The sequence below is a fragment of the Allobosea sp. 10N428 genome (genome assembly GCF_056394545.1).
In genome coordinates this window covers 1-25977 of record NZ_JBFTIC010000005.1, presented here as the reverse complement: position 1 = coordinate 25977, position 25977 = coordinate 1, and the positions used below count along the sequence as shown (strand labels likewise).

The window sequence follows — 25977 nt, the reverse complement described above, 5'->3', positions numbered from 1 at the left end:
TTGCCAGCCGATGGGCTGATGGTGTGTATCGCTTCCCATGTCGGGCAGCGATACACACCGCACCATCGAGACGGTCTGGCGCATGGAGTCGCCCCGGCTGATCGCGGGCCTTGCGCGGCTGACGCGCGATATCGGTCGGGCCGAGGAGCTGGCGCAGGACGCGCTGGTCGCGGCGTTGAAGCAATGGCCCGAGGAGGGCGTGCCACGCAATCCGGCTGCCTGGCTGATGCAGGTCGCCAAGCACCGCGCCGCCGATGCCGCCCGCCACGAGATCATGGCCCGGCGCAAGCAGCAGGAGATCGGCCGCGATATCGACGGCGAAAGGCCGGCGATGCCCGATCTCGACGAAGCGCTCGATGACGCGGTTGGCGACGACCTGTTGCGCCTGATCTTCACCGCCTGCCATCCGGTGCTACCCAAGGAGGCGCGGCTCGCGCTGACGCTCCGGCTGCTCGGGGGCCTTACGACCGAGGAGATCGCTCGCGCTTTCCTGGTGCCGGAGGCGACGATGGCGCAGCGCATCGTGCGGGCGAAGAAGACGCTGAGCGAGGCAAAAGTGCCCTATGAGGTGCCTGCCGGCGCCGAGCTCGGCGAGCGGCTCACCTCCGTGCTCGAGGTCGTCTACCTGATCTTCAACGAGGGCTATGCCGCGACGGCAGGGCAGGATTGGGTGCGGCCGGCGCTGTGCGAGGAAGCGCTTAGGCTCGGGCGCGTTCTCGCGGCGCGGGCGCCTGACGAGCCGGAGGTGCATGGGCTTGTCGCGCTGATGGAGCTGCAGGCCTCGCGGCTCAGGGCGCGCATCGACCCCGACGGCGAGCCGATCCTCCTGCTCGACCAGAATCGTGCGCTCTGGGACCGGCTGCTGATCGGGCGGGGGCTCGTGGCGCTGGAACGGGCGCAGCGGCTCGCCGGCGCCGCGCCGGGGCCCTATCTGCTGCAGGCTGCGTTGGCGGCCTGCCATGCTCGCGCGCGAACGGCGGAAGAGACCGACTGGCAGCGAATCGTGGCGCTCTACGCGGTGCTCGGCCGGGTGATGCCGTCGCCGATCGTCGAGCTCAACCGGGCCGTAGCGGTCGGTATGGCTGAAGGGCCGGCAGCGGGGTTGGAACTGGTCGAGGCGCTGGGCAGCGAGCCGTCGCTCAAGCGCTACCACCTGCTGCCGAGCGTGCGCGGCGACCTGTTGTCCAAGCTCGGCCGGCACCGGGAAGCGGCGGAGGCCTTCGAGCAGGCGGTGGCGCTGACGGGTAACGTCAAGGAACGGGCGTTGATGGAAGCGCGGGCGGCGAGGGCCCGCACCGCGGCAGATTAGTGCCGCGTGCCGATGGTGAAGGCGCCGCAGCGCACCTTCTCGGGGAGGGTCTCGGTGAAGACGGCCGTGGCTTCCTCGCCATAGGTCTCGACCAGTGTGCGCAACGCCGCAAAGAGCGCGGCATGGGCGAGCGCATCCGAATCGAGCCCGTCCTGCTGGGCCTCGGTGAAGGCGTCCTCGACATAGCCATAGGCGACGCGGCGCGCATCGCCGTGGTCTTCGGCGAGATTCGGGTCGAGCATCGTGTCTTCGGGCTGGATCGGCATCGAAACGGGACTCTGCGCCTTCAATCTGATGCGAATCGCGCCGGTTGTGACCCGGATCGCGACGGTTGGGCGATGCTCAAGTCATAAGCCGTGCCAGAGCGGCACGCTACCGCGGTGTTTAAGAAAGGTTAACGCGACCGGAAGAATTCCACCGAAGATCGCATTCGGGCAACAGCTGTTGCCTATCCGCCATAACGGCTGGCCAGCGCCCGCGACAGGGCCTCTCCTTCGGCCGCGAGGCGCGCGGATGCCTCCTGGCTGGCATCGGTGCAGGAACGGTGGGTCAGCGAATAGGCCTTGAAGCCGCGGTTGAAGGCGGCGGTCAGGCGGTCCCGCCGTTGCGGGGTGCGCCCTTCGGCATCGAGCAGGGCAGCCATGCGGGCGCGCCAGTCCTGCGCCTCCTTGCCGCCGCAGAGCGTGCGCAGATAGGCAAGCGACCCCATGATCTCGGCGAGCTGGAGAAGCTGCGGCTCATAGGGCGGCCCGTCCGGCTCCTGGACTGGCGGCTCGGCAGGCTTGGCCGCAGGCGGCTTCGCCGGCTGCGGCGTGCGTTGCTGCGCCTGGGAAACCATCGGAGCGAGGAGGACAATGGCGAGAATGGCCCAGGCGCGCGCACCGCGCATCATGCCGCACCGCCGGCCGTGAACAGGCTGTGAGCCCGGCGCAGCACGTCTGCGAGTTCGCGCGTGGTTGCGAGCCCGCCGAGCTTCAGCGGATCGGCCCACATCACGGCCCCGGCCTCCGGACCCGGTTGCGGTTCGCCGGAGAGCCACTCGCCGACGAAGGAGGCGACGACGAAGTGATGAGTCACGCCGCCCTTGGCGTCGCGGCCGAAGATCTCGACATGGCGGTTGAAGCCGAGGATGCGGGCGGTGACGCCGACTTCCTCTTCCAGTTCGCGCAGGGCCGCCTGCTCGAGCGTCTCGCCAGCCTCGACCTTGCCCCCGGGCAGCGACCAGAGCTGGTCGGCCGGCGGCTTGGTGCGGGTCGCCAGCAGCACCTTGCCGTCGCGGAAGACAGCGACCGAGGCCGCGAGCACAGGCCGGGCCGCCGCGCGGCCCGCGGCCGGGAAGCGGATGACCTGGCCGCTGTCGGCCGTCATGCTGCCACGTCCCGTATCAAACGTGCTGTCCGCCGTTGATGTGCAATTCCGAGCCGGTGACATAGCTCGAAGCGTCCGTGCAGAGGAAATAGATCGCCTTGGCGACCTCGTCGGTCTTGCCCAGCCGCTTCATCGGCAGGGTGGCGACGATCTTCTCGGTGCCCGGCGACAGGATCGCCGTGTCGATCTCGCCGGGCGAGATGGCGTTGACCCGGATGCCGAGCGGGCCGAAATCGGCGGCCATCTCGCGGGTGAGACTGGCGAGCGCGGCCTTCGAGGTCGCGTAGGCCGCGCCGGCGAAGGGGTGGACGCGGGAACCCGCGATCGATGTGACGTTGACGATGGCACCCTGGGCTGCGGTCAACTCGTCGAGCAGGCCGCGCGCCAGCATGATCGGCGCGAAGAAATTGACCTGGAAGACCTTGTGCCAGTCGTTGAAGGAGGTGGTCGCGGCGCCCAGCCGCTCGCCATTGCGCCCCTTCGGCGAGATGCCGGCGTTGTTAACGAGGGCGTTGAGCTTGCCGCCCTCGGCCACGAGGCGCTTCTTGATCTCCGCGATGCCGCGCATCGTGTCTTCGGGGTCGCCCAAGTCGATCTGTACATGGTCGTCGGCGCCCGAGGGCCAGGGGCATTTCTCGGAGAAGCCCTGGCGCGAGCAGGACAGGATGCGCCAGCCGGCCATGGCGAACTGCATCACCGTGGCGTGGCCGATGCCGCGGCTCGCCCCGGTCAGCAGCATGACCGGGCGCTTGCCCGCTTCGGTCTTTGGAAAATCGAACTTCGGCATCGCCATGGGCGGGATGTCCTTCAAGGGTAGAAGCGCGTCTTGGTCCAGGGCTCGCCGGCCGCGCCGCGTCGGAAGACGCTGCGGTCATGCAGGCGGAAGGCGCCATCGCGCCAGAACTCGATATAGAGCGGGGTGATGCGAAAGCCACGCCAATAGGGCGGGCGCGGGATCTCGCCGAGGCCGAATTTGAGCGTATAGGCGGCGACAGCCTTCTCCAGCGCGAAACGGCTCTCCAGCGGGCGCGACTGCTGCGAGGCCCAGGCGCCGATCCGGCTGTCGCGCGGGCGGGACTGGAAATAGGCGTCCGATTCGGCGTCGGTGACGAGGGCGACGGTGCCGCGGATACGGACCTGCCGGCGCAGGCTCTTCCAGTGGAACAGGGCGGCGGCCTTGGGCTGGCCGAGCAGTTCCTCGCCCTTCTGGCTTTCGGTGTTGGTGTAGAAGACGAAACCGTCCGGCCCGTGGCCCTTCAGCAGCACCATGCGGCTATTGGGCAGGCCGTCGGCGTCGACGGTCGAAAGCGCCATGCCGGTCGGGTCGTTCGGCTCGGACTTCGTCGCTTCGTCCAACCACTTCTGGAACAAGGCGAAAGGCTCGTTTTCCTCGGTGAAGTCACCGCTCGTTAACGGTTGCACGTTCTAATCCTCGGTCAGTGGAAGTTGGGCGTCGGGCGAGCGCAAGTGATCCGGTTTCGGGCGGTTGGTTTATATAGGGCAAGGGCCGGAGCGTTCCAAAGCCTTCCTGATCGCGCAGCCCCCATGCGTCCGCTGATGGCTGTGGCCATGCTGGCGCTGTTCTCAGCCGGCTGCTCGGTCTCGTTTCCGATTCTCGGCCTGTCGAGCAAGAGCGAGGATGAGGTTGCGACCACCTCGGCAGTCCTGCCCTCGCGCGGCGGCGACCGGCCGGCGGYGCTCGCGAGTCTTTCGGCCGAGCTCGGTCCCGAAGACATGCGCCGCGCCGACGGGGCGATGGGCGTTGCGCTCGACCCGCAGGGCAATGGTGCCGCCGTGTCCTGGGACAACCCCCAGAGCGGCATCAAGGGGTCCTTCGTTCCGGTCGGTGGTCCATTCCTGCGCTCGGACGAGATCTGCCGCGCCTTCATCGCCAGCGTCCAGACTCAGGTTCGGCCGGTGAAGCTGCAGGGCACCGCCTGCCGCCCGTCCGGCGGCGAATGGGCGGTCAAGGATGTCTCTCCCTGGAAGGGCGTGAGCTGACGCAGGCCACGCGCTTGCCTCGACGTTGCTACGGGTGCAGAACGGCGCCGCGAAGGTGTTGCGCTCGCGCCACACCATCCCCAGATTAGGCGAAGCGGACGGCCGGCGGCTTGGGCGCCGGGAGTTCGACTTTGCGTGAAAACGAGGTTTTGGATGCGCGATCCCTATCAGGTTCTGGGCGTCGCCCGCGGCGCGAGCGATGCGGAGATCAAGAAGGCCTTCCGCCGTCGCGCCAAGGAGCTGCACCCGGACCGCAACCAGGAAGATCCGAAGGCGCAGGACCGCTTCTCCGAGCTGAATACCGCCTATGAGATCCTGGGCGACGAGACCAAGCGCAAGCAGTTCGACCGCGGCGAGATTGATGCCGCGGGCAAGCCGAAGTTCCAGGGCTTCGAGGGCATGGGCGCCGGCCGCGGGGGACGCAATGGCGGCTTCGAATTCAATTTCGGCCAGGGCGGCAACCCCTTCGGTGGGCGCGGCGGCGCGCAACCCGGCGGCGGCCAGCCGGGTGGCGATGCCGGCTTCGACGCTTCCGACATCTTTTCCTCGCTCTTTGGCGAGGCGAGCCGGCGCTCGCGCGGCCGGCCCGAGCCGCAGAAGCCGCCGGAGCAGAGCTTCACGCTGGAGGTCACGCTGGCGCAGGCCGTGACCGGCGGCGCGCGCCGGGTCAAGCTGCCGACCGGGCGCGAGGTCGAGATCACGATCCCCGAGGGCGTCACCGATGGCAAGGTGATGCGCCTGCGTGGACTGGGCCAGACCGATCCGTTCTCCGGTGAGACCGGCGACGTGATGATGACGATCAAGATCAAGCCGGACCCGCGCTTCACGGTCGACGGCAAGGATCTGCGCACCCGCGTCGCGGTGCCGCTCACCAAGGCGGTGCTCGGCGGGCCGCTGCACGTCCCGACGCTGACCGGCGCCGTCGAGATGACGATCCCGCCGCTGACCGGCACGACCAAGCAGTTCCGCCTGCGCGGCAAAGGACTCAAGGGCGAGAAGGGCGCGGTTGGCGACCTCTTCGTCGCGATCGACATCGAGATGCCGGCAAGCGACGCCGAGCTGACCGCCCTGATGAAGACGCGCAGCGACACGGACTGACCTTTCAGCCTGCTGCGAGGAGCTTTTGCCGGCCTTGATCGGAGGAAAATGCCCCCGATTGGGGCCGGATGCATGATTCAGCCGTGGAGGCCGTCGTCAAAAGCGGTTCCCACTTCCCTGCGACTGTTCTAAGAGACCTGCTCATCGTTCATCTGCGGGTCCCCCATGCCTGATTCCAACGCCGTTTCGCCGACCGCCAATCTCCTCAAGGGCAAGCGCGGACTCGTGATGGGCGTCGCGAACAACCGCTCCATCGCCTGGGGCATCGCCAAGGCGGCGGCCGACGCGGGCGCGGAACTCGCCTTCACCTATCAGGGCGATGCGCTGAAGAAGCGGGTAGAGCCGCTCGCCAAGGAGCTGGGCGGCCATGTCGTCGGCCATTGCGACGTCACCGACGGCGCGACGATCGACGCGGTCTTCGCCGAGGTCGAGAAGCTCTGGGGCAAGCTCGACTTCGTCGTCCACTGCATCGCCTTCTCCGACAAGGACGAGCTGACCGGCCGCTATGTCGAGACGAGCGAGGCGAACTTCTCCAAGTCGCTGCTGATCTCCTGCTACTCCTTCACGGCGATCACCCAGCGCGCCGAGAAGCTGATGCCGGACGGCGGCTCGCTGCTGACGCTGACCTATTACGGCGCCGAGAAGTGGATGCCGCATTACAACGTGATGGGCATCGCGAAGGCGGCGCTGGAATCGAGCGTGCAGTATCTCGCCGCCGATCTCGGGCCCTCGAAGATCCGCGTCAACGCGATCTCGGCCGGGCCGATCAAGACGCTGGCCGCCTCCGGCATCGGCGATTTCCGCTACATCCTGCGCTGGAACGAGTACAACTCCCCGCTGCGCCGCACCGTCACCATCGAGGAGGTCGGCGAGACCGCGGTGTTCCTCGTCTCCGACATGTCGCGCGGCATCACCGGTGAGATCATGCATGTCGATGCCGGCTACCATGTCGTCGGCATGAAGGTGCCGACCGCGCCGGACATCTCGCTCGACAAGGGCGAGTAAGATTCTGGCTTCGTTATAACATTGTTGTAACGGGGCCTGATTGCGCTTATCCTACCATCGTCGATGGAGGGAGCCATGCGCAGCGCCGTCAAGAAGATCGGTAATTCGGCCGGAATCGTCATCCCGAAGCCTCTTCTCGCCGAGATCGGGGCAAAGGCGGGCGATGGCGTCGAGCTCACCGTCGAGCAGGGCCGCATTGTCATCCAGCCGCTGCAGGGGCAGGCGCGCGAAGGGTGGGCCGAAGATGCCAAACGCCTCGCGGCTACGGAAGATGATGCGCTGGCTTGGCCGGAATTCGGCAATGCCGAAGACACCGAACTGACATGGTGAAGCGCGGGGACATCTGGCTCGCGGCTCTCGATCCGACGTTGGGCAGCGAAATCCAGAAGACGCGGCCTTGCCTGATCATCTCGCCTGCCGAGATTCATGATCATCTACGCACGGTCATCGTCGCGCCCATGACTTCAAAAAGCCGCCCGGCGGGCTTCAGGGTGCCGATCTCATTTCAAGGCATTGATGGGCTGATCCTGCTTGAGCAGAGCAGGGCTCTCGACAAGAAGAGGCTGATCCGTCGGCTAGGCGCGGCCCCACCGGCGACGCTCAGCAATGCCCTGGCCATTCTGCGTGAACTTTACGAGGATTGACGCTAGCCTGTCAGCAGCGCCTTCAAACGATCCGTCGCGACGTCGTCGCGGCGGATCGTTTCGTCTGCGGTGGCGGCCAGCAGATCGACTACCGTCCGCCCGCCGATCAGGCGCTGCGGCAGGATCTCCGCCAGCGGCGTCAGCACGAAGGCGCGCTCGGGAATGCGTGGGTGCGGAATCTGCAGCCTCGCCTGGTCGATGACTGCATCGCCATAGGTCAGGATGTCGATGTCGAGCGTGCGCGGTCCCCAGAGCTCGCGCCGTTCGCGGCCGCCGGCACGCTCCAGCTCAAGGCAGAAGCCGAGGAGGTCCTGCGGGGCGAGCGAGGTTTCGACCAGGGCCGCCATGTTGAGGAATTCCGGCTGGTCGGTCTTGCCCCAGGGCGGTGTGCGATAGATCGAGGACAGTCGGCCGAGCGCTATGGCCGGGTGGTCGCGCAGCCCCTGCAAGGCTGCGGCGAAGGCGGCGACGGGGTCGCCGAGATTGCCGCCGAAGGCGAGCGCGGCCTCAACCTTCACGCTGGAATCTCAACTGGATGCCAACCGAGCCGAGCGTCGCGGGAATCGGAGGAGCCGGCTTGCGCAGCGTGACCTCGACGCCCTCTACCGAGGGGAAGGCGTCGAAGATCGCCAGGGCGACGGCGCGCGCCGCGCCTTCCAGCAGGTGATAGCGGCGGCCCGTGAAAGCGTCGTTCACGATGGCGACGGCGCGCCCGTAATCGACCGTATCGGCCAGGCGGTCGCTGGCGGCGGCGGCGCGCAGGTCGACATCGAGCGCGAGGTCGAGGACGAAGCGCTGGCCGAGCCGCTCCTCCTCCGAGAAGAAGCCGTGATAGGCGTAGATATCGAGCTTCTCGATCAGGATGCGGCCGGTTTCGCTCACAGGTCTGCCTTCGTGCTGTCCTCGATCGCAGCCCAGGTCTTCAGCGCATCGATATGGGGCGCGACGTCATGGGCGCGGATGATAGCGGCGCCGCGGCTGGCGCCGTAGAGATGGGCGGCGATGCTGGCGGCGAGGCGCTCGGCCGGGATCGCGCGGCCGGTGATATGCCCGAGCGTCGATTTGCGCGAGGCGCCGAGCAGGATCGGGCAGCCGAGCTCGCCCAGCCGATCGAGATGGTGGATGAGGTCGAGATTCTGGCTGATGGTCTTGCCGAAGCCGATGCCGGGATCGACGACGATCTGGCCACGCGGCACGCCGGCCTGCGTCGCGATCGCGATCGAGCGCTCGAGAAAGCGCAGCACCTCGTCGAAGATGTCGAGGGCAGCGTCGATCTTCTCGCGGTTGTGCATCAGGATGATCGGAGCGCCGGCCCGCGCTGCGACCGCGGCGATGCGCGGGTCGCGCTGGGCCCCCCAGACGTCGTTGACGATCGATGCGCCGGCGGCGAGCGCCGCTTCCGCGACCTCTGCCTTGTAGCTGTCGATCGAGATCGGCGCCTCGATCCGGGCCTTCAGCCCGGCGATCACCGGCAGCACGCGCGCCTTCTCGGTCTCGGTATCGACAGTGGCATGGCCTGGCCGGGTCGACTCGCCACCGACATCGACGATGCCCGCCCCCTCGGCCACCAGGCGCTCGCCATGCGACACCGCGGCCTCGATGCCCAGGTGCAGGCCGCCATCCGAGAAGGAATCGGGCGTGACGTTGACGATGCCCATGACCAGCGGCTGCGCATCGAGCGCGAGGCAGCGGCCATCAGGCAAGGCGAGGGAGAAGGGCATGCGGTTCCGCCGATGATTGGGCAAGGGCGCTATACACACCCCTTGTGCGATGGGCCACAGAAAGCGGCCGATTGTCGCTATGGGGCCGATGCATGGGCTCCGGCCGTCATTGGCTTTTGACGCGGGCGGCATCAGCGTGCAGAAGCCCCGCATGCTACCGCTATCGCTTTCGCATCGGCTCATCCTCGTTCGCCATGGCGAAACCGACTGGAATCGTGAGGGGCGGCTGCAAGGCGGCCAGGACATCCCGCTCAACGAGCTCGGTCGTGAGCAGGCGGCCGAGGCCGCCGACCGCCTCAAGACGCTGGAGCCGGCCTATGCGGAGCTCGACTACATCGCCTCGCCGATGCAGCGGGCGCGCGAAACGATGGACATCCTGCGCCGCGAACTCGCTCTGCCGGACGGCGGCTACGCCGTCGATGACCGGCTGCGGGAGCTGACCTTCGGCGAATGGGAAGGCTTCACCTGGCGCGATGTCCGCAAGGCCGAGCGCGAGCAGGCGCATCTGCGCGAGCGCGACAAATGGGGCTTCGTGCCGCCGGGCGGCGAGAGCTATCGCATGCTGGCCGAGCGGGTGCGCCCGGTGCTCGAAGGCTTGCGGCGCGAGACGGTGATCGTCAGCCATGGCGGGGTAGCACGGGCGGTGCTGGCGCTGGTCGGCGCGGTTGCGCCACGCGACGCTGCGAGGGTCGAGATCTGGCAGGGCAAGCTGCTCGTGATCTCGGGAAACCAGGCCGACTGGCTCTGAGCCGCCCGGGCCGCTCCGGGAGCAGCTTCACATTCATCGCCGGTTCACGCGTGATTCGGCAGGAAGAATATGCTAGCAGAGCGTCGTGATGCGGCGGCCTGCCCGGCCGGGGGGCTCACGCGGATGTCGCGGCGCAACAGCGACGGATTCCGGGTTTCTTCATAAGGTGCGTGGCAAGGTGCCGCCCGGCCGAAGGCATGAGTCGCCTCGGTGACAGCGGCGGGCTTTGAGCGCAGCGGGGCGCGATGAACGATATGACGAAGCTGTCGGCGGCGTCTGATCAGGCCGGCGCAAACCTCCTCGCCATGCTGGCCGGCGAGAAGCGCCCTGATCTGATCCACGATGAGGTGCTGGCCGAGATCTTCGCGGCCACGGTTGCCGCACGCCCCGATCATCCTGCTCTTGTCGATCGCGAACGCCGCCTCGGCTATGCCGAGGTCTGGGCCCGGGCCGGACGGCAGGCGCGGGGCTTGCAGCTTGCCGGCGTCGGGCCGGGCGACATGGTCGGCCTGTGGATGCCGCGCGGCATCGACCTCCTCGTCGCACAGATCGCGATCACGCGCGCGGGAGCGGCCTGGGTGCCCTTCGACGCGGATGCGCCAGTCGAGCGCATCGCGACCTGCCTCAACGACGCCGAAGCCAAGGGCATCGTCACCTGCGCCGGCTGGGCTGCCCGGGCCGAGGAGACGGACCGCAAGGTCTGGTCGCCTGAAATCCTCGCAGCCGCGGCGGACGATCATGAGCCGCCGGCGCGCCCGGCCGGGCTGACCAAGGATCATCCGGCCTATCTGATCTACACCTCCGGCTCGACGGGCACGCCGAAGGCGATCGTCATCAGCCACCGCAACATCTGCCATTTCCTGCGCTCGGGGAACGCGCTCTATGGCATCGGACCCGACGATGTCGTCTTCCAGGGTGCCTCGGTCGCCTTTGACCTGTCGATGGAGGAGATCTGGACGCCCTATCTCGTCGGAGCGACGCTCTTCGTCGCCTCGCCCGAGATGATGGGCGATGCCGAGAAACTGCCTGCCATCCTCAACGAGGCCGGCGTCACCGTCATCGACACCGTGCCGACCCTGCTCGGCATCCTGCCGGCCGATGTGCCGTCGCTGAAGCTGATCCTGCTCGGCGGCGAGGCGCTTCCCCCCGCAATCGTCCAGAAATGGTCGAAGCCGGGCCGGCGCATCCTCAACACCTACGGCCCGACCGAGGCGACGGTCGTGGCGACCGCTGCCGAGGTCGTCCCCGGCGAGACCGTCACCATCGGCAAGCCGATTGCGAACTACACCGCCTATGTCGTCGGCGAGGATCTGCGCCTCGTTCACCCGGGCGAACAGGGCGAGCTCCTGATCGGCGGGCCGGGCGTCGCCAAGGGCTATCACGGACGGCCCGAGCTGACGGCCGAGAAGTTCATCGCCAACCCGTTTTCAGGCCTGGCCGGCGCGGACGATCCGGTGCTCTACCGCTCGGGCGATGCGGTCAGCCTCGATGCCAACGGCAACATCGTCTTCCACGGCCGCATCGACGACCAGATCAAGATCCGCGGCTTTCGCGTCGAGCTCGGCGAGATCGAATCGAAGCTCGCCGACGAGCCCGGCGTAGCGCAGGCGGCGGTCGTGCTGCGCACGGATGACGGCATCGAGCGGCTCGTTGCCTTCGTCGTGGCCGAGCCGGGCGTGGCGGTAGACGGGGCTGCTCTAAGGGCGGCGCTGCGCGAGAAGCTGCCGCCCTATATGGTTCCCGCGCATTTCGAGGCGGTCGGTTCGCTGCCGCGCATGGTTTCCGGCAAGGTCGACCGCAAGATGCTCAAGGCCGCGCCGCTGACGGCGCCGAGCGCCGAGGGCGAACAGGAGCCGCCGCGCAACGAGACGGAAGCCGCGTTGCTCGACGCTGCCAGGCGCGTGCTCGGCGCAGCCAGCCTGCCGCTGGAAGCCGACTTCTTCGTCGATCTCGGCGGGCATTCGCTGCTGGCGGCGCGCTTCATCTCGATCGTGCGCGAGACGCCGGCCTATGCCGGCATCACGTTGCAGGATGTCTATGGCGCCCGGACGCTGCGTGCGATGGCCGCGTTGCTCGACGAGCGTGGCGCGGCGACGGCGGAGGACCTCTCCTTCACGCCTCCGCCCTTCCTGCGCCGCTTCCTCTGCGGATTGGCCCAGGCTGCGGTGCTGCCGGTGATCATCGGTCTGTCGACGGCGCAGTGGCTCGGCGTCTTCGTCACCTACATGATCCTCTCGGGCGAGGACCTGCCGCTGCTCGGCCAGATCGTCGCGCTGCTCGGCGTCTACATCATGATCATCGTCGCGACCGGCCTCGTCGCCGTCGGGTTGAAATGGATCGTGCTCGGCCGGACCAAGCCCGGAGTCTACCCGCTCTGGGGCGTCTATTATTTCCGCTGGTGGTTCGCGGCGCGTGTCGCCGGCCTCGTCCATATCAAATGGCTCCAGGGCACACCGGTGATGCGCTTCTACTGGCGCCTGCTCGGCGCCAAGGTGGGGCGCGACGTCATCATCTCGGACTACGAGGCCGGCGCCATCGACCTGATCGAGATCGGCGACGGCACCAGCTTCGGCTCCAAGACCACCTTCGCCAATGGCGAGGCGATCGGCGACAAGCTGATCATCGGCCGCATCAAGATCGGCAAGGACGTCTCGGCCGGGGCTTCGGTCGTGCTGGGCCATGGCTCGGTCATCGGCAATCATGCCGAGATCGGCGATCTCACCGCCATTCCACCCGGCATCCATGTGGGAGAGGCCGAGATCTGGGACGGCACGCCGGCACGCAAGGTCGGCACGGTCGATCTCGCCGCGCTGCCGCCGCAGGCGGAAGCCTCGATGGGGCGACGTGCGCTGCTGACGGCCTTCTACATCCTGATGCTGGTGGTGCTGCCGCCGGTCAGCCTGTTGCCGATCTTTCCGGCCTTCTGGCTCTTCGACAAGATCGACTACTTCATCGCCGGCTGGACCGACATCAGCTATCTCTGGTTCCTGCCTATCCTGACCTGGCCGACCGCGATCGGCCTCATCGCCTTCACCGTGCTGCTGATGGCGGGGCTGCGCTGGGCGATCCTGCCGCGCGTGACCTCCGGCTCCTATTCAATCCATTCAGGCTTCTATGCGCGCAAATGGGCGGTGGCGCTGGCAACCGAGGTGACGCTGGAGACGCTCTCCTCGCTCTTCGCCACCATCTATATGCGGGCCTGGTACCGGTTGATGGGCGCACGCATCGGGAAGGGCGCGGAGATTTCGACCAATCTCTCCGGCCGCTACGATCTCACCGGCATCGGCTCGGGCAATTTCATCGCCGATGAGGTCGTCTTCGGCGACGAGGATATGCGCCGCGGCTATATGCGCCTCGACGCGACACGCACGGGCGAGCAGGTCTTCGTCGGCAACGACGCGGTGGTGCCGCCCGGTGCCGTCATTCCCGACCGCGTGCTGATCGGCATCAAGTCGAAGCCGCCGGCGAACGACCGGATGCAGCCGGGCGATACCTGGTTCGGCTCGCCGCCGATCAAGCTGCCGACCCGGCAGAAGGTCGATCTCGGTGCCGACTGGACCTACAAGCCCTCCTTCGCCAAGCAGTTCGGGCGCGGTGTCTTCGAGGCGCTGCACACCTCCTTCCCCTCGATGCTGTTCATTACCTTCGGCACGATCGCAGTCGACATGGTGCTGCAGCAGAAGATCAACGAGGGCGATTGGCTGGGCCTTGTCGTCTCCTTCATGGGGGTGGCGGTTCTGATCGCCGTGGCGCAGGCGCTCATCTGCGCCGCCGTCAAATGGCTGATGATGGGGACCTACAAGCCGGTGATGAAGCCGATGTGGTCGTGGTGGGCGATGCGCACCGAGGCCGTCGCCGTGATGTATTGGGGTCTCGGCGGCAAGGTGCTGTTCGACTATCTGCGCGGCACGCCGTTCCTGCCCTGGTTTCTGAGGCTGTTCGGCGCGAAATACGGCAAGGGGGTCTGGCTGGACTCGACGGATATCACCGAGTTCGACTGCATCAAGGTCGGCGATTTCTGCACGGTGAACGCCCATTCGGCGCTTCAGACGCATCTCTATGAGGACCGCGTGATGAAGGTCGGCCGTGTCAAGCTGGGCAAGGGCGTCTGCGTCGGGGCAGGCGCGACCGTGCTCTACGACACCCATGTCGGCGACTACGCCCAGGTCGGGCTTTTGACCGTGATCATGAAGGGCGAGAACCTGCCGGCGCATACGCGCTGGGAGGGCGCGCCGGCCGTGCCGGCGAAGGCCGCGGCGCACTAAGCCAGCGGACGCTCAGCGCGCCGAACCCCAGGTCTTCTCTTTGGGGGCGGCGCGGCCGGCCAGCGGCTGTGCCCTTTCCACGCTGCCGAGCTCGCGAACAGCGCCCTTGGGCAGGTTTCCGAGTTCGAGTTCGCCGATCCTGACGCGGACAAGGCGCAGGACTTCGGCCCCGGCCGCTTCCACGATCCGCCTGATCTGCCGGTTGCGGCCCTCGTCGATCACCATCTCGACCCAGGCATTGCGCTGACCATGGCGCAGCAGCGTGGCTGCGCGGGTCGTCAGGATCTCGCCATCATCTGTGGCCCCCCCTCGCAAGCGGGCCATGAAGGCCTCGTCCGGCACGCGGTCGATCTGGACGTGATAGGTCTTCTCGACGCCGGAAGCGGGATCGAGGATGTGCTGCGCCCAGCGGGTGTCGTTGCTCATGAGCAGCAGCCCCTCGCTCGCCATGTCCAGGCGCCCGACTGGGGACAGGAAGGGCAGGTCGAGGCCGTTCAGGCAGGCATAGACGGTCTGGCGCCCCTCCGGATCGCTGGTCGTCGTCACCACGCCGCGCGGCTTGTTGAGCATCAGATAGACGCGGCCTGCGGCAGAAACGGCCTGGCCATCGACCTGCAGGCGCGCCCGCTGCGGATCGATGCGCAGCTCCGGATGGCGGGCGCGGCGGCCGTCGACGTCGACGCGTCCCTCGAGGATCAGCTTCTCGGCCTGGCTGCGCGAGCAATAGCCGAGCTTAGACAAGGCGCGGGCAAGGCTGACGCCTGCCGCTGCTCCCGGCACGGGGCGCCGGCGGAAAGGTTTCATGATGAGCCTGAGCGTCGATAGCACGGCATGCCCGACAGATCGGAAAAGCCCGCAGGCAGCGGTGCGGCCGGTGCGGCCGGCATGCGGCGGAGCCCCTCCTGAAGAGCGAGCGCTGGTGACAGGGAGTGATTTGATGATCGGTGGCTCGGTGCCGCGATTGCGCTGGCAGGCGCGAGCCTACTCAACCCCGAAACCGCCGACGGGCGGCTCGGGGCTAAAGTCCCGCGATGATAGGGCTCCCGGGGCGCCAGGAGCGCGAGGGGCAGGGCGCCTGGCAACTCATGCGGTCAGCTTGAAGCCGGCGGGGCCCGGCCTTGTCAATGGGCGCCCCCATCCGGGCGGGGTTTCGCCGCGCCCCAATCCGGCTTAAGAGCCGGTGCATAACCCAGCGGGCTCCCATGTCGCACAACAGCTTCGGCCATCTCTTCCGCGTCACCACTTTCGGCGAGAGCCACGGCCCTGCCATCGGCTGCGTCGTCGACGGCTGCCCGCCGCTGATCCCGCTGACGGAAGCCGATATCCAGGGCGACCTCGACCGGCGCCGTCCCGGCCAGTCGCGCTTCACCACGCAGCGTCAGGAGCCGGACCAGGTCCGCATCGTCTCCGGGGTCTTCGCGCGCGAGAGCGACGGCGTGCAGGTGACGACGGGAACCTCGATCGGGCTGCTGATCGACAATGTCGACCAGCGCTCGAAGGACTATTCCGACATCAAGGACAAGTACCGGCCGGGCCATGCCGATTTCACTTATGACGTGAAATACGGCATCCGCGACTATCGCGGCGGCGGACGCTCCTCCGCGCGCGAGACGGCGATGCGCGTCGCCGCCGGCGCCATCGCCCGCAAAGTCGTGCCGGGCATGGTGGTGCGCGGCGCGCTCGTCCAGATGGGGCCGCACAAGATCGACCGCGGCAACTGGGACTGGGAGGAGGTCGGCCGCAACCCCTTCTTCTGCCCGGATGCGAATGCCGCGGCATTTTTCGCCGATTATCTCGATGGCGTCCGCAAGGCCGGTTCCTCGATCGGTGCCGTGCTCGAAATCGTCGCCGAGGGCGTGCCGGCGGGGCTGGGCGCGCCGATCTACGGCAAGCTCGATGCCGAGATCGCTGCGGCGCTGATGAGCATCAATGCGGTGAAGGGCGTCGAGATCGGCGAGGGCTTCGGCGCGGCCGAGCTTTCCGGCGAGGAGAACGCCGACGAGATGCGCGCCGGCAATGACGGGCGCCCGCTTTTCCTCTCCAACCATGCCGGCGGCATTCTCGGCGGCATCTCGACGGGGCAGCCGGTCGTGGCCCGTTTCGCGGTGAAGCCGACCTCCTCGATCCTGGCGACGCGCGCGACCGTGACGCGGACGGGCGGCGAAGCCGAGATGTTCACCAAGGGCCGGCATGACCCCTGCGTCGGCATCCGCGCCGTGCCGGTCGGCGAGGCGATGGTCGCCTGCGTGCTGGCGGATCAATATCTGCGCCATCGCGGGCAGGTCGGCGTGGTCGAGCCGCGCTGGCCGTTTCAGGAGTGAGTTTCGCGCCGTCATTCTCGGGTGAAGCGTAGCGGAGGCCCGGGAATCTCTGGCCGGGAGAGGTGCCGTTAAGTGCGTCTCCCGCGTGATGCTCAGGGCAAGCCAGAGCGTGACGCGTAGCGGCTTGCATTTCAGCAATACTGAAAATGCATCGATCGTTCATTGCAGATGAAGTCTCGTCGTATTAGCTTGCGGGCATGAAGCTCGACGTCTGGCTCCGGCAGAACAAGATTGCGCGCAGCGCCTTCGCCAAGCAGGTTGGCCTGTCGCCGGCCAGCGTGACGGCGCTTTGCAACGACCCCGCCGCCTGGATTTCCCGCGAAAGCGCCGAGCGCATCGCCGCCGCTACGGGCGGCGCCGTCACCCCCAACGATTTTCTCGGCCTGTCAGGGCCGCGCGAGGCCGCCATGTCGAATAAAGTCGCCGAGACCATCGAAGCCTTCGCACGCGGCGAGATCGTCATCGTCACCGATGACGATGATCGCGAGAACGAGGGCGATCTCATCGTCGCCGCCTCGCTCTGCACGCCGGAGAAGATGGCCTTCATCATCCGCAATACCTGCGGCATCGTCTGTGCGCCGCTGACGACGGCCGAGGCGCGGCGCCTGCGCCTCGATCCGATGGTCTCGTCCAACGACGCCCCGCTCGGCACGGCCTTCACCATCACGGTCGACGTCAAGCACGGACTGACGACCGGCATCTCGGCCGAGCAGCGCACCAACACGGTCCGCGCGCTCGCCAACGGCAATATGGGCGCGGCCGATTTCGTCCGGCCCGGCCATGTCTTCCCGCTGATCGCCAAGGATGGCGGCGTGCTGATGCGTTCCGGCCATACGGAAGCCGCCGTGGATCTGTGCAAGCTCGCCGACCTGCCGCCGGTCGGCGTGATCTGCGAACTCGCCAATGACGACGGCACGGTGATGAAGGGCGCGCAGATCACCGCTTTTGCCGAGAAGCACGGGCTGAAGCAGATCACGGTCGCCGACCTCATCGCCTATCGCCAGTTGCGCGAGAAGCTGGTCGAGCGGGTGCATTCCTTCCCGGTCAAGACCGAGTTCGGCGAGATGACCGGCCATGTCTACATCACGCCGTTCGACAATACCCAGCATTTCGCTTTCGTGATGGGCAAGCTCGGGGACGGCGAGAAGGTGCCGGCTAGGCTGCACCGGGCCGATGTCGTCGCCGACGTGCTCCGCGGCGCCGGCTCGATCCAAGGCGCGCTGCGGCGCTTCCAGCAGGAAGGCCGGGGCGTTCTCATCTATCTGCGCGACGGCAGCGCCGGCGTGCCGATCAAAAGCGTCGAGGACGAGGGCTCGGACGCGCTGCGCAGCCAGCAATGGCGCGAGGTCGGACTCGGCGCGCAGATCCTGCGCGATCTCGGCGTCAGTTCGATCGTAAACCTCGCCTCCTCGCCGCGCTCTTTCGTGGGGCTCGGCGGCTTCGGCATCGAGATCGTGGAGACGGCGCCGCTGGAGTGAGGCGCGGTCAGGCGCCCATCAGCGCCCCGACATGGGCGGCCGCCGATCGCGCCAAGGCGTCGAGATCGTAGCCGCCCTCGAGAACGGAGACGATGCGGCCGCCGGCATGCCTGTCGGCCAATTCCATCAGCCTCTGTGTCGCCCAAGCGAAATCGGCTTCGCGCAGGTTGAGACTGGCGAGCGGGTCGCGCCAATGCGCGTCGAAGCCGGCCGAGATCACCACGAGATCGGGGCGGAACGCGTCGAGGCGGGGCAGGATCGCGATCTCGAAGGCCTCGCGGAATTCGTCCGACCCTTCCCCAGGATGCAAGGGCACATTCACGATCGTGCCATGGGCGCCGCGCTCCGACGCCGCACCTGTGCCGGGATAGAGCGGCATCTCATGGGTCGAGGCGTAGAGGACGCTCGCATCCTGCCAGAAGATGTCCTGCGTGCCGTTGCCGTGATGGACGTCCCAATCGACGATGGCGACACGCGCGGCGCTGTGGGCCTTCTGCGCGTGGCGCGCGGCGATCGCCGCGTGGTTGAAGAAGCAGAAGCCCATGGCGCGGTCGCGCTCGGCATGGTGCCCCGGCGGGCGCATGGCGACGAAGGCATTGCGGGCCTTGCCGCTCATGACCTCGTCCACGGCAGCGGTTGCACCGCCGACCGCGCGCAGGACGGCCGGGATCGTGCCGGGGGACATGAAGGTGTCGCCGTCGACCTGAACGAAGCCGGCGGCCGGGCTCGATGCGACCAGCGCCTCGGCATAGGAGGCTGCGTGGCAAAGCGTCACCTGTTCGAGCGTGCCGAGCGGCGCCTCCACCCGAATCAGTGCCGCGAAACGCTCCGCTTCCAGAGCCTGGTCGACGGCCCTCAGCCGCTCGGCGCATTCGGGGTGGCCGGGCGGCATGGCGTGGCCGAAGCCGGCCGGATGGGTGATCAGAAGCGTGGTCAAGCGGATCAATCCAAACGATTGCGGTCAACGGGGCCGAAAGCGTGGCCTGTTTGCCACGGCTGCGCGCGTTCAGGGCACGCTAAAGGGAACCTGATTGCGCCTTGCCGGTTTGGCGCCTAGTGCTTCGCCCGACCGTCGCCCTCCTGGGTATGTCTTGGGCGATACGAAGCGTTAACTCTTGATTCATCATAAAGGCTGCCTTCGGGTCGCGCTGGTGGGGGCTATGAAGAAAACCGTTTTCGTTGCCTTGGCACTGTCGGCCCTTCTCGGCGCCTGCCAGTATAAGAGCGTGGCCGCTCCGGAGCTGTCAGCCCGCGATGCGGAATATATCGCGCTCGTCCCCAAGTTCGATACTTACCTGCCTTATCTTCCGTATGAGATTGCAGATCCGACCGGCCAGCCGCCGGGCACGGTCTATGTCGATACGAAGGAGAAGTTCCTCTATCTCGTCCTGCCGAACAAGAAAGCCATCCGCTACGGCGTCGCTACCGGTGACGAGGCCTATGGCTGGACCGGCGAAGCCGTGGTGCAGCGCAAGGCCGAATGGCCGCGTTGGACGCCGCCGGCCGAGATGGTCAAGCGCTGGCCGCATCTGAAGCCCGTCGCGGGCGGAATGAATGGCGGGCCGGAGAACCCGCTCGGCGCACGCGCGCTCTATCTCTACCAGAACGGCCACGACACGCTCTATCGCATCCACGGCACCAACGAGCCCGAGACGATTGGCCGTTCGGCCTCGTCCGGCTGCATCCGGATGCGCAATATCGATGCGATCGATCTGTTCAATCGCGTGCCGGTCGGCGCCAAGGTCATCGTCGTCTGACTTAGGCCGGTTTTCGGAGTTTCGGCGGGCGGCCTCAGGGCCGCCCGTTTTCGTTTCGGGGCGTCTTCCGCCCGGATGACCGGCGCACGAAAAAGGCCGGTGGGAGCAAGCTCCGCACCGGCCAGTTTAGGGTCTCGAAGGGAGGTTTCAGTCGTCGAAACCGTGGCGGAGCACGCCGGGGAGTTCGGTCCTGCGTGCCTCGCCGTGCTTCTTCAACGCGCCTGACAGCTGCCGGGTTCCCGCAGCGACCGCCTGAATCGCGATCGGGCGGAACTGCGACGTGTAGTTTTCGCGTGCCGTGGCATCGTGGAAACTCTTGCGCGGCTGCATCTGGGGACGGGCGTCGTGTTGAAACATGGCTCCTGACTCTCTGATGACCTGACGTCGTGGGCTCACGCCCGCCGACCCCTCGACACTGCCCGTGGATCAGGACGGGGCCGGGGCGCGTCTGTGATTTGTTCGTGGCGATCTCGGGCCGGGAGCGGTTTTGGCCACATTGATGAACGGAAAGAAAAAAGGCCGGGCGATCGCCGCCCGGCCTCAAGATGTTCCCTATGCCCAATCGCTCAGGCCAGCAGGCCTTCCGCCTTGGCCCAGTTCAGCGTCTTGTCGAGCGCGCGCTCGCAGCGATCGAACATCTCGTTGATCTCGGCCTCGCTGATGACCAGCGGCGGGCAGAAGGCGAGACGGTCGCCCATGGCGCGGGTGATGAAGCCCTCTTCCAAAGCGTAGGCGACGGCCTTGGCGCCGACGCCCTTCTTGGTCTCGAACGAGGCCTTGGTCTGCTTGTCCTTGACCAGCTCGGCGCCGCCGATGAGGCCGACGCCGCGCGCTTCGCCGACGAGCGGATGCTCGGCGAGCTTATCGAGGCGGCGGACGAAGGTCGGGGAGACCTTGTTGACGTGATCGACGATCTTGTCGCGCTGGTAGATCTCCAGCGTCTTCACGGCGACGGCGCAGCCGACGGGGTGGCCGGCATAGGTGTTACCATGGCCGAAGGTGCCGATCTTGCGGCTCTGGTCGACCAGGACCTCATAGACCTTCTCGTTCATCATTACGGCGCTGAGCGGGAAATAGGCCGAGGTGATCTGCTTGGCGAGCGAGATCGTGTCGGCGTTCATGCCGTAGGTCCCGGTGCCGAACATCTTGCCGGTGCGGCCGAAGCCGGTGATGACCTCGTCCGAGATGAACAGGATGTCGTATTTGGCGAGGACGGCATTGATCTTCTCGAAATAACCCTCCGGCGGGATGATCGCGCCGCCGGCGCCCATCACCGGCTCGGCGATGAAGGCAGCGACCGTGTCCGGCCCCTCGCGCAGGATCATCTCCTCGAGCTCGGCAGCGAGGCGCGTCGAATAGTCCTGCTCGCTCTCGCCAAGCTCGGCGAAGCGGTAATGATGCGGGCAGGAGGTGTGCAGGATGCCCGGCAGCGGCAGGTCGAAGTCGATATGGTTGTTCGGCAGGCCGGTCAGCGAGGCCGAGGCGACGGTGACGCCGTGATAGCCCTTCAGCCGCGAGATGATCTTCTTCTTCTGCGGCCGGCCGAGCGCATTGTTCATGTACCAGACGATCTTGACCTGGGTGTCGTTGGCGTCCGAGCCGGACGCGCCGTAGAACACCTTCGAGATCGGAACCGGGGCGATCTCCTTGAGCTTCTCGGCGAGCTCGATCGCCGGGTCGTGGCTGCGCCCACCGAAGATGTGGGTGAAGGGCAGCTTCTTCATCTGCTCATAGGCGGTCTCGATCAGCTCCTGGTTGGAGTAGCCGAGCGAGGTGCACCAGAGGCCCGCCATGCCCTCGATATATTCCTTGCCGGCGGAATCGTAGACGTAGATGCCCTTGCCGCTTTCCAGCACCAGCGGGCCGTTCTGCCGGTGGGTGGCGAGGTTGGTGTAAGGATGGACGAGGGTCTCGATATCCCTGACTGCGACATTCGACAGCATCATCGGTTTCCGCTCCCTGTTAAAGATTCTTGCCACCTTAAGCTGAACTGACCGCAAATGTTGAGCGAATTCGACGCAGGGGGTGGCAGACCCTGGCGCAATGCGCGCGAACGCGGAACAGCATCGAGGCTCAACGAATGATCGGCGGCGGGGCGAAGCGACAGCCAACCTCTTCCAGTATGGCGCCGACAGCGATCGCCGTGCGGTCTTCGCCGAAAGGCGCGATGATCTGGACGCCGAGCGGCAGCCCGCCGCGGGAGCGCATCACCGGCGCGCAGAGCGCCGGCAGGTCGGCGCCGGTGGCCGGCGCGGCCCAGAGCAGGAAATCGAGATAGGGGCGTGGCTCGCCATTCACGATCAGGCGGCGGGCGTGGATGTCCGGGCCGTGGTCATGGGCGATCGCCGCGACTGGGGCCGGCGGACAAAGCACGACATCGTAGCGCTGGAAAAAGCGCGCCCATTGCCGCTTCTGGGCGAGGCGGCGATGGGCGAGCTGCTGATAGAGACCGGGCGTCATCCGCGCGCCGCGCGCCTGCAGCGCCTGATGCGACAGGTCGTTCGGGCTGAAGCGCGAAGCCTGCGCCTGGATGCGAGCACGCACCTTCGGCGGCAGGCTATAGGCCACGACAGCGTGGTTCAGCAGCGCATAGACCTCGAAGGCGTCGGCAAAGCTCACCGAGGGGCGGGCGGTCTCGTCGACGATGGCGCCGGCTTCGCCAAGGCGGCGGGCTGCTTCGCGCACGGTGTCCGCCACCTCCCGGTCGACCGGAGCGAAGGGATCGTCGGCCCAGAGCGCCACGCGCAGCCCTTTCGCCGTTCGGGCGCGCGGCTCCGGCAAGGAAGCAGAGGTGAGCGTGGCATCGCGCGGGCCGGCGATGACCGGGAGGATCAGGTCGAGATCCTCCGCGGCGCGGGTGATCGGGCCGGCAACCATCAGATCGACATTGCGCGCGGTTCGCCGCTCGGGCGGGGGCGGGATCGCGCCCCAGGTCGAGACCAGCCCCCAGCTCGTCTTGAGGCCGAAGACGCCGCAGGCATGCGCCGGCCAGCGGATCGAGCTGCCGAGGTCGGAGCCAAGCTCGAAGGCGCTCATCCCCGTCGCGACGGCGACCGCCGCGCCGCCAGAGGAGCCGCCCGGAGAGCGCGTTTCGTCCCAGGGGTTGTTGGTCACGCCATGGGCGGGGTTGTAGCTCTGGAAATCGCCGGAGAAGACCGGGACATTGGTCTTGCCGATGATGACCGCGCCGGCAGCGCGCAGCCTGGCGACCGCCGCTGCATCCTCGGCCGGGACACGCTCGCGATAGGCCGGCAGGCCGCCGGAGGAGGGCAGGCCGGCGACGTCGAAGGCGTCCTTGATCGTGATCGGCAGGCCTTCGAGCGGGCGCGCCGTGCCGTTTGCGATCCGCGCGTCGCTGGCGCTGGCCATGGCGCGGGCGGCCTCGCGATCCTCGGCCACGATGGCGTTGAGCCGCGGGTTGAGCGCATCGATGCGGGCGAAGCTCGCTTCCAGCAGATCGGAGGCGCTAAAACGGCGCGCGAGCAAGCCCGTGCGCAGAGCCGTGGCGGAGGCGGTCAGGTCGATATCGGCAGCCATGGCGGGATCATTCCACGTCGATGGCGCGGGCATAATCGCGCCAGAGCAGGACGAGGCGGTCGAGCTCGGCGAGATCGTCGGTCTTGAGCTTGCCCAGCGTGCTGGCCACGAAGTCGCGCTGGGCGGCGATGCCGGCCTCGGCGAGCCGGCGGCCTTCCGCAGTCAGATGCATGGCATAGGAGCGCCGGTCGCCCGCGATGGCGCGGCGCTCGACGAGGCCAGCCTGCACGAGGCGATCGACCAGCCCCGAGACATTCCCCTTGGTGACGTAGAGCCGCTCGGCGAGCTCGCTCTGGCTGATGCCTTCCTGCTCCGTCAGCGTCGAGAGCAGGTCGAATTGCGGGATCGAGAGGCCGAGCTTGCGGATGCGCCCGGTCATCTGCATCAGCATGCGCTGGTGCAACCGCATGAAGCGGAACCAGACCCGGTCAGGCTCCGTCGCCGCGTGCGGCACGCTTTTCGGTGCGGTCATCGCGTTTTCCCCCCTCTGGAACGATCAGACCTAAACTATCTGGAGCCGGCAGGCGAGCCTTCGATAGTGCGACTTTCCTTTCGTGGAAGCACGTCGTTATCCTCTCGAAAAAACCAGGTCTTCGGGAGGAACGCGCATGCTCGGCCTGATGCAGGATTGGCCCCTTCTGCTCCACCGGATCATCGATCATGCCGCGACCCAGCACGGCACGCGCGAGGTCGTCAGCCGCGCCGTCGAGGACGGCACCTTGCGGCGACGAAGTTATGCCGAGATCAGGAGCAGGGCGCTCTGCGTGGCCAAGCGGCTGCAACGCGACGGGATCGGGCTCGGCGACCGGGTGGCGACGCTCGCCTGGAACAGCGACCGGCATCTCGAGCTCTGGTACGGCATCAGCGGCATCGGCGCGATCACGCATACGGTCAATCCGCGGCTCTTTCCGGAGCAGATCGCCTGGATCGTCGATCACGCCGAGGACCGGCTGCTGTTCCTCGATCTGACCTTCGTGCCGATGATCGAGCAGTTGCAGGAGAAGCTGCCGAGCATCGAGCGCTACATCGTCCTCACCGATGCCGCGCATATGCAGCAATGCGGCCTCAAGGGTGCAGTCGCCTATGAGGACTGGCTCGCGGAGGCGGACGATGATTTCGCCTGGGGTGCATTCGACGAGAACACCGCAGCCGGGCTTTGTTACACCTCCGGCACGACCGGCGGGCCGAAGGGCGTGCTCTACTCGCATCGCTCCAACGTGCTGCATGCGCTCGCCTGCGCGGCGCCGGACTATATGGGGCTGTCCTCGCGCGATACGGTGATGCCCGTGGTGCCGCTGTTCCATGCGAACAGCTGGTCGCTTGCCTATTCCGCGCCGATGACCGGGGCGAAGCTGGTAATGCCGGGGGCGAAGCTCGACGGCCCATCGCTGTACGAATTGCTTGAAGGCGAAGGCGTCACCATGACGGCGGCGGTGCCGACGGTCTGGCTCGGGTTGCTACAGCATCTGGAAGCGACCGGCGGCAAGCTCTCGACGCTGAAGCGCGTCGTCATCGGCGGTTCGGCCTGCCCGCGCGCCATGACCGAGGCCTTCGAGCGCAAATACGGCGTCACCGTCGCCCATGCCTGGGGCATGACCGAGATGAGCCCGCTCGGCTCCTTCTGCTCGATGAAGCCGGTATACGGGAACCTTTCGGGCGAGGCGCTCTACGATCTCAAGGTCAAGCAGGGCCATCCGCCCTTTACGGTGGAGTTTCGGCTCACCGACGATGCCGGCCACGACCTGCCCTGGGACGGCAAGACCTATGGACGCCTCAAGGTGCGCGGGCCGGCGGTGGCTGGCGCCTATTACCGGCGTGACGACGAGGACATCCTCGATGATCAGGGCTTCTTCGATACCGGCGACGTCGCGACGATCGATCCCGCCGGCTACATGCAGATCACCGACCGCTCGAAGGACGTCATCAAGTCGGGCGGGGAATGGATCTCCTCGATCGATCTTGAAAACCTCGCCGTCGGCCATCCCGATGTGGCGGAGGCAGCGGTGATCGGCATCGCCCACCCGAAATGGGACGAGCGGCCGCTGCTGGTGATCGTGCCGAAGACCGGCCGCACGCCGAGCAAGGACGAGATGCTGGCCTTCATGGCGGGCAAGATCGCGAAATGGTGGCTGCCGGACGATGTCGTGCTGGTCGAGGCGATCCCGCACACCGCAACCGGCAAGATCCAGAAGACGGTGCTGCGCGAGATGTTCAAGGATTATCGGTTGCCGGGTTGAGCTGTTGTGTCCTTCAAGCGGAAACGGCGCCCTTTCGGGCGCCGTTTCGTTTGAGGGCAGGAGGGCTGTGGGCGTCGAGGGCTCAGTCCTCCGCCCTCAGAACTCTTCCCAGCCTGCATCCTGGGCGCGGCCATTGGCGACCTTGCGCGGGGCGGGGATGGTCTTGGACTGGGCGAAGGCGGCTTCGGCGAGCTTGCGCAGCCGCTCGGGCTCGGCCGCCGGGGCCTTGGCGGAGGCGGCCGGCGCCATGTTCGAGACCGCGACGGGCCGCGCCGCAGCGCGAGGCACGGCTTTCACCGGGCGCGCCGTGGCAGCCGCGGAAGCGAGAGGCTGCGGATAGCTGGACTGCCCGACCGCCTCGCGGCCGGTGCGGAAGGTCGCGACGAGCTCGTTGAGCTGGCCGATCCGGCCGGAGAGGGCGTTGGCGGAAGCCGCGCTCTGTTCGGCCAGCGCCGCGTTCTGCTGGGTCATCTCGTCGAGATGCGCTA

Annotated in this window: 26 protein-coding genes and 1 pseudogene; 12 read left to right on the top strand and 15 right to left on the bottom strand. The window is 67.2% G+C overall.

Annotated elements, in window-relative coordinates; translation table 11 throughout:
* The first annotated feature begins 37 nt into the window (after window positions 1-37).
* Window positions 38-1309 (top strand): RNA polymerase sigma factor, encoded by a 1272-nt coding sequence (locus AC1DDA_RS16510; protein ID WP_476796562.1) that lies wholly within the window; start codon window positions 38-40, stop codon window positions 1307-1309.
* Here AC1DDA_RS16510 and AC1DDA_RS16505 read toward each other — a convergent pair.
* The 5 genes from AC1DDA_RS16505 to pdxH form a co-directional block, all read right to left on the bottom strand.
* Entirely contained in the window at window positions 1306-1575 is a 270-nt protein-coding gene (locus AC1DDA_RS16505; protein WP_441510149.1) for a hypothetical protein, read from the bottom strand. The genes AC1DDA_RS16510 and AC1DDA_RS16505 overlap by 4 nt on opposite strands.
* Window positions 1576-1757: 182 nt before the next feature.
* The gene (locus AC1DDA_RS16500) at window positions 1758-2201 is read right to left on the bottom strand and encodes a TIGR02301 family protein (RefSeq protein WP_476796561.1); all 444 of its coding nucleotides are present in this window, start codon (window positions 2199-2201) and stop codon (window positions 1758-1760) included.
* Window positions 2198-2677 carry an NUDIX hydrolase gene (locus AC1DDA_RS16495; protein WP_476796560.1) on the bottom strand — a complete coding sequence of 160 codons (480 nt, stop codon included), beginning with the start codon at window positions 2675-2677 and terminating at the stop codon, window positions 2198-2200. The genes AC1DDA_RS16500 and AC1DDA_RS16495 overlap by 4 nt, the downstream gene beginning before the upstream one ends.
* Window positions 2678-2693: 16 nt before the next feature.
* Window positions 2694-3470 (bottom strand): SDR family NAD(P)-dependent oxidoreductase, encoded by a 777-nt coding sequence (locus AC1DDA_RS16490; RefSeq protein WP_441510146.1) that lies wholly within the window; start codon window positions 3468-3470, stop codon window positions 2694-2696.
* 14 nt (window positions 3471-3484) lie between these two features.
* A complete protein-coding gene (gene pdxH / locus AC1DDA_RS16485; protein ID WP_476796559.1) occupies window positions 3485-4099 on the bottom strand; it encodes a pyridoxamine 5'-phosphate oxidase in 615 nt (204 codons plus the stop codon).
* Window positions 4100-4222: 123 nt separating this feature from the next.
* Here pdxH and AC1DDA_RS16480 point away from each other — a divergent pair, with 123 nt between their 5' ends.
* The 5 genes from AC1DDA_RS16480 to AC1DDA_RS16460 all read left to right on the top strand — a co-directional run bounded on the left by AC1DDA_RS16480 (window position 4223) and on the right by AC1DDA_RS16460 (window position 7425).
* Window positions 4223-4678, top strand: coding sequence for an RT0821/Lpp0805 family surface protein (locus tag AC1DDA_RS16480; RefSeq protein WP_476796558.1), 456 nt, complete (start codon window positions 4223-4225; stop codon window positions 4676-4678).
* A gap of 153 nt (window positions 4679-4831) precedes the next feature.
* On the top strand, window positions 4832-5776 hold the full coding sequence (locus AC1DDA_RS16475) for a DnaJ C-terminal domain-containing protein (protein WP_476796557.1): 945 nt from the start codon (window positions 4832-4834) through the stop codon (window positions 5774-5776).
* A gap of 165 nt (window positions 5777-5941) precedes the next feature.
* Window positions 5942-6781, top strand: a complete 840-nt coding sequence (gene fabI, locus AC1DDA_RS16470; RefSeq protein WP_476781257.1) for an enoyl-ACP reductase FabI — start codon at window positions 5942-5944, stop codon at window positions 6779-6781.
* A 75-nt stretch (window positions 6782-6856) separates the two neighbouring features.
* Complete coding sequence (locus AC1DDA_RS16465) at window positions 6857-7111, top strand: AbrB/MazE/SpoVT family DNA-binding domain-containing protein (protein ID WP_476781258.1); 255 nt, start codon at window positions 6857-6859, stop codon at window positions 7109-7111.
* On the top strand, window positions 7105-7425 hold the full coding sequence (locus tag AC1DDA_RS16460) for a type II toxin-antitoxin system PemK/MazF family toxin (protein ID WP_476781272.1): 321 nt from the start codon (window positions 7105-7107) through the stop codon (window positions 7423-7425). The genes AC1DDA_RS16465 and AC1DDA_RS16460 overlap by 7 nt, the downstream gene beginning before the upstream one ends.
* A 2-nt stretch (window positions 7426-7427) precedes the next feature.
* Here AC1DDA_RS16460 and folK read toward each other — a convergent pair whose 3' ends face one another.
* Genes folK through folP form a run of 3 tightly spaced genes read right to left on the bottom strand, consistent with a single transcriptional unit; the run spans window position 7428 to window position 9146 of the window.
* Window positions 7428-7943 carry a 2-amino-4-hydroxy-6-hydroxymethyldihydropteridine diphosphokinase gene (gene folK, locus AC1DDA_RS16455; RefSeq protein WP_476796556.1) on the bottom strand — a complete coding sequence of 172 codons (516 nt, stop codon included), beginning with the start codon at window positions 7941-7943 and terminating at the stop codon, window positions 7428-7430.
* Window positions 7933-8307, bottom strand: a complete 375-nt coding sequence (gene folB / locus AC1DDA_RS16450) for a dihydroneopterin aldolase (RefSeq protein WP_476781260.1) — start codon at window positions 8305-8307, stop codon at window positions 7933-7935. The genes folK and folB overlap by 11 nt, the downstream gene beginning before the upstream one ends.
* On the bottom strand, window positions 8304-9146 hold the full coding sequence (gene folP, locus AC1DDA_RS16445) for a dihydropteroate synthase (RefSeq protein ID WP_476796555.1): 843 nt from the start codon (window positions 9144-9146) through the stop codon (window positions 8304-8306). The genes folB and folP overlap by 4 nt, the downstream gene beginning before the upstream one ends.
* 151 nt (window positions 9147-9297) lie before the next feature.
* Here folP and AC1DDA_RS16440 point away from each other — a divergent pair, with 151 nt between their 5' ends.
* Together AC1DDA_RS16440 and AC1DDA_RS16435 are read left to right on the top strand one after the other, a co-directional pair.
* The gene (locus AC1DDA_RS16440) at window positions 9298-9894 is read left to right on the top strand and encodes a histidine phosphatase family protein (protein ID WP_476781262.1); all 597 of its coding nucleotides are present in this window, start codon (window positions 9298-9300) and stop codon (window positions 9892-9894) included.
* Window positions 9895-10139: 245 nt separating this feature from the next.
* On the top strand, window positions 10140-14159 hold the full coding sequence (locus tag AC1DDA_RS16435) for a Pls/PosA family non-ribosomal peptide synthetase (protein WP_476796554.1): 4020 nt from the start codon (window positions 10140-10142) through the stop codon (window positions 14157-14159).
* A gap of 12 nt (window positions 14160-14171) precedes the next feature.
* Here AC1DDA_RS16435 and AC1DDA_RS16430 read toward each other — a convergent pair whose 3' ends face one another.
* On the bottom strand, window positions 14172-14963 hold the full coding sequence (locus AC1DDA_RS16430; protein WP_476796553.1) for a pseudouridine synthase: 792 nt from the start codon (window positions 14961-14963) through the stop codon (window positions 14172-14174).
* A gap of 398 nt (window positions 14964-15361) precedes the next feature.
* On the opposite strand from AC1DDA_RS16430, the gene aroC reads away from it, so the two are divergent.
* Window positions 15362-16480 carry a chorismate synthase gene (gene aroC, locus AC1DDA_RS16425; protein ID WP_476796552.1) on the top strand — a complete coding sequence of 373 codons (1119 nt, stop codon included), beginning with the start codon at window positions 15362-15364 and terminating at the stop codon, window positions 16478-16480.
* Between the two features lie 197 nt (window positions 16481-16677).
* The gene (gene ribB, locus AC1DDA_RS16420; protein ID WP_476796551.1) at window positions 16678-17958 is read left to right on the top strand and encodes a 3,4-dihydroxy-2-butanone-4-phosphate synthase; all 1281 of its coding nucleotides are present in this window, start codon (window positions 16678-16680) and stop codon (window positions 17956-17958) included.
* Between the two features lie 7 nt (window positions 17959-17965).
* Here ribB and AC1DDA_RS16415 read toward each other — a convergent pair whose 3' ends face one another.
* Window positions 17966-18895, bottom strand: a complete 930-nt coding sequence (locus AC1DDA_RS16415) for a histone deacetylase family protein (RefSeq protein WP_476796550.1) — start codon at window positions 18893-18895, stop codon at window positions 17966-17968.
* Between the two features lie 223 nt (window positions 18896-19118).
* Here AC1DDA_RS16415 and AC1DDA_RS16410 point away from each other — a divergent pair, with 223 nt between their 5' ends.
* Window positions 19119-19715, top strand: coding sequence for a L,D-transpeptidase (locus AC1DDA_RS16410; protein WP_441472844.1), 597 nt, complete (start codon window positions 19119-19121; stop codon window positions 19713-19715).
* A gap of 147 nt (window positions 19716-19862) precedes the next feature.
* Here the strand turns inward: AC1DDA_RS16410 and AC1DDA_RS16405 are convergent, their stop codons facing one another.
* The 4 genes from AC1DDA_RS16405 to AC1DDA_RS16390 form a co-directional block, all read right to left on the bottom strand.
* Entirely contained in the window at window positions 19863-20072 is a 210-nt protein-coding gene (locus AC1DDA_RS16405; RefSeq protein ID WP_441510133.1) for a hypothetical protein, read from the bottom strand.
* 209 nt (window positions 20073-20281) lie between these two features.
* Entirely contained in the window at window positions 20282-21658 is a 1377-nt protein-coding gene (locus tag AC1DDA_RS16400; RefSeq protein ID WP_476796814.1) for an aspartate aminotransferase family protein, read from the bottom strand.
* Between the two features lie 130 nt (window positions 21659-21788).
* Window positions 21789-23252, bottom strand: a complete 1464-nt coding sequence (locus AC1DDA_RS16395; RefSeq protein WP_476796549.1) for an amidase — start codon at window positions 23250-23252, stop codon at window positions 21789-21791.
* Between the two features lie 7 nt (window positions 23253-23259).
* On the bottom strand, window positions 23260-23724 hold the full coding sequence (locus AC1DDA_RS16390) for a MarR family winged helix-turn-helix transcriptional regulator (RefSeq protein WP_441510130.1): 465 nt from the start codon (window positions 23722-23724) through the stop codon (window positions 23260-23262).
* 136 nt (window positions 23725-23860) lie between these two features.
* Here AC1DDA_RS16390 and AC1DDA_RS16385 point away from each other — a divergent pair, with 136 nt between their 5' ends.
* Entirely contained in the window at window positions 23861-25489 is a 1629-nt protein-coding gene (locus AC1DDA_RS16385) for a long-chain-fatty-acid--CoA ligase (protein ID WP_476796548.1), read from the top strand.
* A 96-nt stretch (window positions 25490-25585) separates the two neighbouring features.
* Here AC1DDA_RS16385 and AC1DDA_RS16380 read toward each other — a convergent pair.
* A pseudogene (locus AC1DDA_RS16380) lies at window positions 25586-25977 on the bottom strand (hypothetical protein); the annotation flags it as partial.